This is a genomic window from Empedobacter sp. UBA7494, assembly GCF_002478465.1.
Classification (GTDB): Bacteria; Bacteroidota; Bacteroidia; order Flavobacteriales; family Weeksellaceae; genus Empedobacter; species Empedobacter falsenii_B.
In genome coordinates this window covers 1-10,410 of the sequence record NZ_DLOC01000086.1, presented here as the reverse complement: position 1 = coordinate 10,410, position 10,410 = coordinate 1, and the positions used below count along the sequence as shown (strand labels likewise).

The 10,410-nt window shown below is 31.7% G+C and carries 10 protein-coding genes and 1 tRNA gene; 7 read left to right on the top strand and 4 right to left on the bottom strand.

Features of this window, described 5'->3' with window-relative positions; all coding sequences use genetic code 11:
- A partial coding sequence (locus B4E95_RS10300) for a 5'-methylthioadenosine/adenosylhomocysteine nucleosidase (protein ID WP_291091426.1) occupies positions 1-721 on the bottom strand: 721 nt, incomplete at its 3' end.
- A 218-nt stretch (positions 722-939) separates the two neighbouring features.
- Here B4E95_RS10300 and B4E95_RS10295 point away from each other — a divergent pair.
- From B4E95_RS10295 to B4E95_RS10285, 3 genes are all read left to right on the top strand, one after another.
- Positions 940-1,593, top strand: a complete 654-nt coding sequence (locus B4E95_RS10295) for a hypothetical protein (protein ID WP_291072285.1) — start codon at positions 940-942, stop codon at positions 1,591-1,593.
- Between the two features lie 73 nt (positions 1,594-1,666).
- Entirely contained in the window at positions 1,667-1,993 is a 327-nt protein-coding gene (locus tag B4E95_RS10290; RefSeq protein ID WP_291072287.1) for a DMT family transporter, read from the top strand.
- Positions 1,994-2,014: 21 nt separating this feature from the next.
- Positions 2,015-2,839: a helix-turn-helix domain-containing protein gene (locus tag B4E95_RS10285; protein ID WP_291091425.1), complete on the top strand. Its 825-nt coding sequence runs from the start codon at positions 2,015-2,017 to the stop codon at positions 2,837-2,839.
- 394 nt (positions 2,840-3,233) lie between these two features.
- Here B4E95_RS10285 and B4E95_RS10280 read toward each other — a convergent pair whose 3' ends face one another.
- The 3 genes from B4E95_RS10280 to B4E95_RS10270 are packed head-to-tail and all read right to left on the bottom strand — an operon-like array spanning position 3,234 to position 6,153.
- Entirely contained in the window at positions 3,234-4,586 is a 1,353-nt protein-coding gene (locus tag B4E95_RS10280; RefSeq protein WP_291063513.1) for a UDP-N-acetylmuramate--L-alanine ligase, read from the bottom strand.
- A gap of 33 nt (positions 4,587-4,619) precedes the next feature.
- Positions 4,620-5,489: a lysophospholipid acyltransferase family protein gene (locus tag B4E95_RS10275; RefSeq protein ID WP_291072289.1), complete on the bottom strand. Its 870-nt coding sequence runs from the start codon at positions 5,487-5,489 to the stop codon at positions 4,620-4,622.
- Between the two features lie 19 nt (positions 5,490-5,508).
- Positions 5,509-6,153, bottom strand: coding sequence for an NUDIX hydrolase (locus B4E95_RS10270; RefSeq protein WP_221856057.1), 645 nt, complete (start codon positions 6,151-6,153; stop codon positions 5,509-5,511).
- 224 nt (positions 6,154-6,377) lie between these two features.
- Between B4E95_RS10270 and B4E95_RS10265 the strand changes: the two genes are divergently transcribed.
- The 4 genes from B4E95_RS10265 (at position 6,378) to B4E95_RS10250 (ending at position 10,022) form a co-directional block, all read left to right on the top strand.
- Positions 6,378-8,486, top strand: coding sequence for a M3 family metallopeptidase (locus B4E95_RS10265; RefSeq protein ID WP_291091424.1), 2,109 nt, complete (start codon positions 6,378-6,380; stop codon positions 8,484-8,486).
- Positions 8,487-8,581: 95 nt separating this feature from the next.
- On the top strand, positions 8,582-9,313 hold the full coding sequence (locus B4E95_RS10260) for a YebC/PmpR family DNA-binding transcriptional regulator (RefSeq protein WP_291091423.1): 732 nt from the start codon (positions 8,582-8,584) through the stop codon (positions 9,311-9,313).
- An 85-nt stretch (positions 9,314-9,398) separates the two neighbouring features.
- A complete protein-coding gene (locus tag B4E95_RS10255) occupies positions 9,399-9,806 on the top strand; it encodes a hypothetical protein (protein ID WP_291091422.1) in 408 nt (135 codons plus the stop codon).
- Positions 9,807-9,937: 131 nt separating this feature from the next.
- Positions 9,938-10,022: transfer RNA gene (locus B4E95_RS10250), tRNA-Ser, on the top strand.
- Positions 10,023-10,410: the final 388 nt, after the last annotated feature.

Below are 10,410 nucleotides of genomic sequence, written 5' to 3'. Positions count from 1 at the left end.
CTTTTGATACTGATCCTATAAAACTATTAAAATCTAATGTAGAATGATCGTCGGCATCATCTGATATTGTTCTTATGATGATAAAAGGAATATCAAATTCGTAACAAACTTGTGCTACTGCAGCGCCTTCCATTTCGACACAAAGTATTTCGGGTAAGTTTTGTTGTAATTTTTCTTTCTGAGAATTTGTCGAGAAAAATAAATCCCCAGATCCAATTAAACCAACATGTAGTTGAGGCTGATGAATATTAAATTTATCCAAATCTTTTTCAGAAATCACATTATGCAAATGTTGCTCTTCTAAAATTTCTAAAATAGCTGTTGTCGCAACTTCTAATTGAGAAGAATCAGCCTCAAAATAAGCTTTTCCTAACATTGGGATTTCGTAAGCAGGAAAAAGAGGTTGAGCATTCATATCATGTTGAATCAAACTTTGTCCTAGAACAATATCTCCAATTTTTACATCAGCATGAATTCCACCTGCAACACCTGTAAAAATCAATTCAGAAACGTTAAATTCAAGGATTAAGGTTGTAACCGTAGCAGAGGCAGCAACTTTACCAACACGAGAATAAACGACCACAACTTTTTGATTGTTTAATTTTCCAGTAAAATAACTTCTTCGACCAATTTTATGTTCTTGCTTGTTTGTTAATAAATTGACTACACCGTTTATTTCTTGCGGTATAGCACCCATTATTCCTATTATTCTTTCGCTCATCTTTCCAATTTGAAAGCGAAGTTACCAATTTATTTTCTGTATTTGTAAACCGAACAATAAATCTCATAAATTAAGATAAATGGCAAACAAATGATAATCAAACATGTATTTAGAAGATTTTTTATCATCTTACAAAAGTAGAGTTTTTTCAGAATATGTTAAAAATCAATTGTGAATTAGTCTTGGCTTGTTGTATTTTTGTAGCATAAAAGTTTGAAATGAAAAAATTATCTATAGCGATTATATGCTGTGCATCAGTAATGCTGATGAATTGTACGAATAAAACAGAAGAAAAACCAGTTGAACAACCTGCTAAATCTGCTGTTACAGTGGAAGAACCAACGGAAATTGTAGAGGGTGTAATTAGAAAATCTGGAGTTGAGTGGACGGCTTATAAAACAACAGAAAAAGTGGCTGTTTCAGGACGTTTTGATGTTGTTTTGGTGAAAGACGCAAAAGAAGATGGAAAAACGCCTCAAGAAGTTTTAGAAGGTGCAAATATTATAGCGACAGTTGCTACATTAAATTCTGATCAAATTGATCGTGATCAAAAATTGAAAGATATTTTGTTTGGAAATATGATTAATACAAGCGAAATCAAAGGTCAATTACATTTCAGAGATGGTAAAACTTTCTTGAATTTAACGTTGAATAACGCTTCTAAAGAATATGAAGTAAAATCGACGTTTGAGAACAATGTTTTTTCAATTGAAACAGATGTTGATTTGATGGATTTTAACACAGGAAAAGCGATGGAAGCTCTTAATCAGGCTTGTTTAGAATTACACAAAGGTGCGGATGGTGTTTCTAAAACATGGAGCGAAGTACACATCAAAGGTCAAGTAGAATTTAGCGATAGTTTCGGTAAATAATTCAAAAAATAAATAATTAATTTTAAGGCTACAATTTTTTGTAGTCTTAATTTTTATAAACAATCAGTAAAAAATGAATTGGGTAATTTTACTAATCGCAGGGTTGTGCGAAGTCGGTTTCGCATCATGTCTTGGAAAAGCAAAAGAGGCAACTGGAAATGACACCTATTTATGGTATGGCGGTTTTTTATTTTTCTTAACGGTGAGCATGGTTTTGTTGGTAAAAGCAACGCAAACATTACCAATCGGAACGGCTTATGCAGTTTGGACGGGAATTGGAGCGGTCGGAACAGTTTTAGTAGGAATTTTTATTTTTAAAGAACCAGTAAGTTTTTGGCGTGTTTTCTTTTTAACTACTTTAATTTGCTCAATTATTGGATTAAAATTTGTTTCAAATTAACTAAAACTATTGTGTTGATTTATGGAGAATTTTAATGTTTTTGATCAAGAGGAATTTATTCAGCAAACTGTCGAAAATAAACGTTTGAAAAAAGATTTGATTCAGACGATTTTTATTCAGCATGGTTATTTAATTATTTCTCAAAATGATCAAGAAATTAAACTTAAACAACACGATGTTTTCTTCCCAGAACCTAATAAATCTTACCAAATAATTTCTAAATCATCTGATTTAGAATTGTTGAGTTTAGTTTTAACCAAAAAGATTTTAGATACATCGATTATCGATTTGAGTGGTTATGAATACAACCAATTTTTTAGAGAAAGTAGAATCAATAATTATCATTTCAATGAAATAGAATTTTCTGCTTTAATAGAACTTTTATTGCAATTGAAGTTGCGTTTGCAAGAGAAATCGACCAAATTCGTACGCTATTTACAATTCAATTTATTTTATGCGATTGTTTACACAACGTTTAGTGAACTTTCGAAACAACAAACAATTATTGTAAGAAAAGGAACGCGAAAAGATGATATTGTAAAACGTTTTTTGAATGACTTAAATAAGAGCTATACAGAAAACAGAGATGCAAAATATTATGCAGATAAATTGAATATTACAGTACGATATTTAACTGAATGTTGCAAATCAATAACAGGTAGAACGACAAAAGAATTAATCAGTTCTGTTGTGATTCGTGAATCGAAAGTATTGTTGAGTGAAACAACTAAAACAATCTCTGAAATTTCGAATGAGTTAAACTTTTCTGACCAATATTCATTCGGAAATTTTTTCAAAAAACATCTAAAAATTAGTCCAACTCAATTTAGAAAAAGTTTACAATAACTTCCGTTTTGGACATCTTTAGGCTACTTTTCAAACTTTTTTTAATCTCGATTTTTATCATCTTTGTTACTATCAAAAGGGTCACTATAATTTTATAGTAAAAACAGAGGTGTTTTTTGATGGCGAAAGCTAACAAAAGTGAGTAGAGTATTACTAAAAGTTTATATCACCTCTGTTTTTTCTAAAAATAATGTTTTTAAAATTAATAGTTCCGAAAAAGTTTAAAATAGTTCTAAGTTTACTGATATTTGAAAAGAAGTAATCCAAAAACCTAAAATGATTATTTTGACCATTTGATAAAAAAACAAAAAGAGAACCTAAAAAATTAAGTTCTCTTTTTCTATATTTTATAGATATTTAAGTGGAAATCACCTTTTATTGAAAGGTGATTTTTTTATGCTTTAAATAATTCATTCAAGTTTACTCCACCGAAGTTTCCTGAACTCATCATCAAAAATACTTTATCTTTTTTATCTAAACTTTCGATATAATCTTGCAATTGTTCACCATTTGTAAACACCAAAATAGAATCATCTCCAAAGGCTTTTTTGATATCTTCTGGAGAAATCATTTCCATACGTTTTATTTCTAATGCTTCTGGACTATACATCACAATTTTGATGTCAGCTTTGTCTAAAGCACCTTTGTATTGAACTAAAAACTCAGGATTTAAAGACGAATAGGTATGAATTTCTAAACATCCCACAACTGTTTTATCTGTATATTGTTCTTTTACTGCATTCGTAACTGAAGTTACTTTACTTGGCGCATGCGCAAAATCTTTATACGCAACAAAATCAGAAGTACGATTAATTAATTCCAAACGTTTAGAAGCTCCTTTGAATGATTGAATTGCTTCGTTGAAATCATCATCCATTACACCTAATTGTTTACAAATTGCACGAGCACCTTCTAAATTCATCAAGTTATGATTACCAAAGACTTCTAACGGAATTGGTCCATCTTCTGTTTCGATAAAAGTGATTCCATTTTCGATAAAATGTTCTGGTAAATGATAAGGAAATTTCTTGATTGCTTTCTCCGTTTCTTCTACCACTTTAACAACTTCTTCGTCTGTTTCGTTGTAAATTAAAGCACCTCCATTCACGATAGATTCTACGAATTTTGAGAATTGAGAAGTGTAATCTGCAAACGTTGGAAAAACATTGATATGATCCCAAGCAATACCTGAAATCAACGCAATATTTGGTTGATACAACAAGAATTTTGAACGACGATCTAAGGCAGATGATAAATATTCATCACCTTCCATAATCATAAATTCGTTGTCTTCTGTCAATTTTACCATTACATCAAAACCATCCAATTGCGCACCAACCATATAATCAACATCGACATTATGATAATGCAAAACATGAAGAATCATTGATGTAATCGTCGTTTTTCCATGAGAACCACCAATTACAACACGCGTTTTATCTTTTGATTGTTCGTACAAATATTCTGGATATGAATAGATTTTTAAACCTAATTCTTGCGCACGTAACATTTCAGGATTATCAGCGTGAGCGTGCATTCCCAAAATCACTGCATCTAAATCTGCTGTTATTTTTTCTGGAAACCAACCCATTTCTTCTGGTAGAATACCACGTTGATCCAAACGTGTTTTCGAAGGTTCGAAAATTGCGTCGTCAGAACCTGTTACTTGATATCCTTTTTCGTGCAAAGCAATCGCCAAATTGTGCATAGCACTACCGCCAATTGCAATAAAATGAACTTTTTTCATTTTGTATGTTGTATTCTTTTAGTCTTTTTTATTTTATTCGTCGTAGCCCATTTCTTCGAAATCATCAAACTCTTCGTCGTCTTCATTCAAATAATCATCCAATGATTTTTCACTATTTTCAGCAAGAATTTCGTCCATTGGTCGAACTTTGTTAAACTCTGGTGCTTGCTCAATTGCATTCATAATTTTTTTCATGATTGCATCACTCGAATCATTTTCATAATCGATTTCCAAAGGCTCTTTAAAGGTCATTGTCGCATTAATTCCACGTTTTTTAATGCGCAAACCTTTTTTATCAAAAGCTCTACGAAAACCATCAATCACAACTGGAATTACAATTGGTTTATTTTTCTTGATTAAATGTGCAGTTCCACGACGACCAGGTGCAAACGCAGTTGTAGTTCCTTGCGGAAATGTTACTACCCAACCACTTTGCAACGCAATATCGATATTGTTAATTTCGCTTAAATCTACTTTTCTATTTACATTTTCTCCTTTTGCACGCCACGTTCTTTTTACGGTAACCGCTCCTGTGTAGGCGAATAATTTCGTTAAAAGATTATCTTTCATTGTTTCTTCAGCGGCAACGTAATAAAAGTCAATCTTAGGATTAAGTAAATAAATTGGATTTTTGATGGTGTCAATAAAACCATTTTTTACACTACAAAATACATGATACATCGCGAAAACATCAGCAAAATAAGTTTGATGATTCGAAACGAATAATACATTTTGAGCTGGCAAATGAACCAAGTTTTTTGTTCCGCTAACTTTTAGTTTATTAAAACCATTGTAACGGTTATAGGTAAATGATCCTAATAAGAAAATTAACGTCCTTTTTAGGAAATATAGATGTCCAAATGAATCGCGAAATGCGTTCTTTTTCTTTGCTTTTTGAGACACGAGTTCTTAATTGTTTAAGTTACAAATTTAATACGATTTTTAGATAATCTTTAAATTCTTCTAAAATCATTGCCGTTGCACCCCAAAGAAATTCATCGTCACCAATGTTATAACCAGGAATTTCGACAACTTGACCAGAAAATTCTCTCTCAAAAACTTCGTAATCAGCATTCAAAAAAGCTTCCAAATTTAATGGAACAACGTATTGTACTTCACGCTCATCTGGGTTGAAATGTGGCTCTCCATGATAAATTCCGATATAAGGATAAACCAAGAAATTGCTTGGCGGAATATACATTTCGCTCAATTGTCTTACAATCTCAATATTTTCGTACTCTACACCAAGTTCTTCCACAGTTTCGCGAATAGCAGTTTCGTCAAAACTAATATCTTGTTCTTCAAATTGTCCACCTGGCAAAGAAAACTGATGCGAATGCGCTCCTTCGTAAGAAACACGCATGGTTACTGGGAATTCAACTTCTCCATCTTCGTTTTGATACAATAAAATCATCACAGACGCACTTCTAGGATTGGTACGTTTTACATATTCTAAATCAAATTTTTGACGATATGGAGGTGAAAGCTTTTGGTGTGATTCCCAACTTGGCAATTCTTCAACACTTTCAGCTAATAAATATTTTAATTCTTCTAAATCTAAATACAAAATGGATTGATTTTTAGGGTAATAAAAAAGAGTGAAATTTTTCCTCACTCTTTTTCAAAGATAATTATTTTCGTCGAAGAAAATTCAACCTTTTCGGTAAGGTTTATTAATTATTTAACTTTTAAGATTTAGCTTAAATATTTTCCATCGTTTGAATGAAAAACAGAATATTTTGAAATTTAACATTATAAGTTTTAACTTCGTTAGGTCTAAAAATTATAAAAATGTTTAAAAAAAAACTTTTTTACGGAATGATGGTTGGATCGTCAATCCTAGCCACTTCTTGTAGCGAAAAGTCAACAAATAGTATGTGGAACGATAAAAATCCTTTTTTTGAAGTGAGCACTTTGCCTTATCATACTGCTGATTTTTCGAAAATTAAAAACGAAGATTTCAAACCTGCTTTGTTGCAAGGAATGGCTGAACAATTAGTCGAAATCAATAAAATTGCGAATAATTCTGAAGCACCAACTTTTGAAAATACATTAGTTGAGATGGAGAAATCTGGTCAATTATTAACACGAGTTAATCATGTTTTTGGATTATTGACAGGAGCAAATACAAACGAAACGTTGCAAGCAGTAGAGGAGGAGATGTCGCCTAAATTTGCTGCTCATAGCGATGCAATTTATTTGAATGATAAATTATTTCAACGCGTTAAAAAGTTACATGATAGTAAACAAACGTTGAATTTAGATAAAGAATCTTCTCGTTTGTTAGATGTTTATTATCAACGTTTCGAATTGGCTGGAGCTAATTTATCATCAACTCAAAAAGATGAATTGAAAAAATTGAATGGTGAAATCGCTTCATTGGAAACTAAATTCTCTAATCAATTATTAAAAGGAACAAAATCTGGTGGTGTAACTTTTACGAAAGAAGAATTAGCAGGTTTGAGTGATGCTGATTTAGAGGCTTTCAAACAAGCTGATGGTACATATTTAATCAGTTTATTGAATACAACGCAACAACCAGAATTACAAAATATGACCAATGCAGCTTCAAGAAAAAAATTATTTGATGCAGCTTGGATTAGAACAGAGAAAAAAGATGAAAATGATACACGTTCTACAATTTTAACTTTGGTTAAAAAACGTGCGGAGAAAGCTAAATTATTAGGTTTTGCAAATTATGCAGAATGGAATTTGCAAGATCAAATGGCACAAAATCCAACAGCAGCGAAAGGAATTTTGAATCAAATGATTCCAGCAGCAACTGCAATGGCGCAAAAAGATGCGAAAGAATTTGAAGTGTTAGCGAAGAAAGAAAATCCAGCAAATACATTAACATCTGCGGATTGGAACTATTATGCAGAGAAAGTTCGTAAAGAGAAATATGATATCGACGAAAATGAAATGAAACCTTATTTCGTTTTAGATTCAGTTGTAGAGAATGGAATTTTCTTTATGGCGAAAGAATTATACGGAATTTCATTCAAAAAACGTACAGATATACCAACTTGGCACGAAGATGTAAAAGTGTACGAATTGTTTAACGAAGATGGTTCGCAATTGGGATTATTTTATACAGATTATTTCAAAAGAGATTCTAAACAAGGGGGAGCTTGGATGAGTAATATTGTGGAGCAATCTCATTTATTTGGCACAAAACCTGTTATTTATAATGTCGGAAATTACACAAAACCTGCAAATGGTCAACCTGCTTTGATTTCGTATGATGATGTAGTGACAACTTTCCACGAATTTGGACATGCATTGCACGGTTTCTTTGCAAATCAAAAATATCCAACTTTATCTGGAACAAATGTTTCAAGAGATTTTGTAGAGTTTCCATCTCAATTTCACGAGCATTATGTAACGGAACCATCTATCCTAAAAAATTATGCAAAGCATTATCAAACAGGAGCTGCGATTCCTGATGCGTTGGTAAAAAAAATGAAAAAAGCATCTAACTTTAACAAAGGTTATACGTTAACAGAATTACTTTCTGCTGCAGCTTTAGATTTGTCTTGGCATACAGTTTCTGTCGATAAAACAATTACAAGTGTAGACGATTTTGAGAAACAAGCCTTAATTGATAATAAAACAAATTTACCACAAGTTCCGCCTCGTTACCGCTCTTCTTACTTTAGCCATATTTTTGGTGGAGGATATGCAGCGGGATATTTTGCGTATATCTGGGCAGAAATGTTAGATCATGATGCCTACGAATGGACAATAGAAAATGGAGGAATGTCACGTGAAAATGGTCAAATTTTGAGAGATAAAGTATTTTCTCAAGGGAATTCGGATGATTTGAATCTGATTTACAAAAATTTTAGAGGTAAAAAACCTTCAATTGAACCAATGTTGAAATACCACGGATTGAAATAATCATTCTAAAATATTAACAACTTAAAAATCCAAGAGATAGTTCTTGGATTTTTTTCGTTTTATGAATAAATTTGCAACTATTAAAATAAGTATAAATGGGAAGAGCATTTGAATTTAGAAAAGGACGTAAATTAAAACGTTGGGCGGCAATGTCTAAAGCGTTTACTAAAATTGGGAAGGATATCGTAATGGCAGTAAAAGCAGGAGGACCTGATCCGCATTCAAATTCTCATCTTCGCGCGGTAATTCAGAATGCGAAGGCAGTAAATATGCCTAAAGATAATATCGAACGCGCAATCAAAAAAGCATCTGATAAAAATACAGAAAACTATAAGGAAGTTATTTTTGAAGGTTATGGACCTCACGGAATTGCTGTTTTAGTTGAAACTTCTACAAATAACAACAATCGTACAGTAGCTAACGTTCGTTCTTATTTCAGTAAATGTAATGGACAATTAGGAACGCAAGGTTCTGTTGAATTTATGTTTGATCATATCTGTAATTTCAAGATTCAAAAACCTGAAAATCTAGATTTAGAGGAATTAGAATTTGAAATGATTGACTTTGGAGTAGAGGAGATTTTTGAAGATGAAGATGGAATTGTATTAATTGCCCCTTTCGAGAATTACGGAACAATCTTCAAATCTTTGGAAGAAGGTGGATATGAAATTATTTCATCAGAATTTGAAAGAATTCCACAAACAACAAAAGAATTAACAGAAGAACAAAAAGCTGACATCGAAAAATTGTTAGAGAAATTTGACGAAGATGAGGACGTAAATAACGTTTATCATACGATGAAAGAAGACGAAGAAGAGGAAGATTAATCTTTTTTGAAAAGAATAATATGAAAACCGTTTAATTTATTTTAAACGGTTTTTTTTATCTTTAACTATAATTGAATTTTTGAGAATGATAAAAATTTTTACTTTACTTGGTTTGATTTTGCAATTTCTTGCATTTTGGATGGCTGCGCCAGAAATTCTTGGAGCTGATTGTTTAAGTAAAACCGAAGAAATGATTCGGAAAGCAATTAATCAGTTGCCACAATTAATATTAGGTGCATTAGGAATGGCGATGGGAGTGATGTTTTATCATTCGATGAGTTCTTTTTTTGTATTTATCGTTGTTATAATGATTATAATTTTATTATTGATTTTCTATAAAAAAGTAGAAAAGCTTTTGGACGAAAAAAACTCGAAACCATTGGTTAATAAATTAATCTTGAATGAAACTTTTCGCTTTACTTTATTGAAGTTTGCCGCTTTGTTTTTTACACTTGGTTTTCTTATTCAGATAGCTTTGGTAGTTATTGTATAATTTTTTTAAAAAATATTTATTTGATACTGAACAAACTATGTTTTTTATTAAAAAAACTTTAAATTAAGGTTTGCAAATTCGAAAAAGCGTTCTATATTTGCACTCGCAATACCGCAATACACTGCGTTATTGGAGAGTTGGCAGAGTGGTCGAATGCGGCAGTCTTGAAAACTGTTGAGGGTCACACCTCCGGGGGTTCGAATCCCTCACTCTCCGCTAAGAAAACCCAATAGAGTAATCTGTTGGGTTTTTTGTTTTTCTGAAGTTGTTGAAAATTTCATTTTCATAAAACTGAAAGGAAAACAAAAAATAATAGATGCGAAGTATCTAGAGTTTTCTTAGAATTACTTTCATTTCTAGGGAATATGAAATAATCCCTCACTCTCCGCTGAAAGAGATTCTATTACTTAGGATCTCTTTTTTTGTGTATATATTAATAAGTTTTTCTCCTTTATTTTCAACTAGTTAACAGAAAATAAATCCATCATTGTAGGTGTTCGATAAACACCATTTTCATAGTATAAATTGCTGTCGAACACCATGTTCACAAACTCTCGTTTTTGTAAAATGTCTGCTCGATTATAAATAAACTTCATGTCAGTCA

What these genes read in the sequence shown, in the direction of transcription:
- B4E95_RS10290 (WP_291072287.1), top strand. Translation starts at nt 1,667, where the DNA reads ATGAATTGGGTAATTTTACTAATCGCAGGGTTGTGCGAAGTCGGTTTC.
- B4E95_RS10280 (WP_291063513.1), bottom strand. Translation starts at nt 4,586, where the DNA reads ATGAAAAAAGTTCATTTTATTGCAATTGGCGGTAGTGCTATGCACAAT.
- B4E95_RS10255 (WP_291091422.1), top strand. Translation starts at nt 9,399, where the DNA reads ATGATAAAAATTTTTACTTTACTTGGTTTGATTTTGCAATTTCTTGCA.
- B4E95_RS10295 (WP_291072285.1), top strand. Translation starts at nt 940, where the DNA reads ATGAAAAAATTATCTATAGCGATTATATGCTGTGCATCAGTAATGCTG.
- B4E95_RS10285 (WP_291091425.1), top strand. Translation starts at nt 2,015, where the DNA reads ATGGAGAATTTTAATGTTTTTGATCAAGAGGAATTTATTCAGCAAACT.
- B4E95_RS10265 (WP_291091424.1), top strand. Translation starts at nt 6,378, where the DNA reads ATGTTTAAAAAAAAACTTTTTTACGGAATGATGGTTGGATCGTCAATC.
- B4E95_RS10260 (WP_291091423.1), top strand. Translation starts at nt 8,582, where the DNA reads ATGGGAAGAGCATTTGAATTTAGAAAAGGACGTAAATTAAAACGTTGG.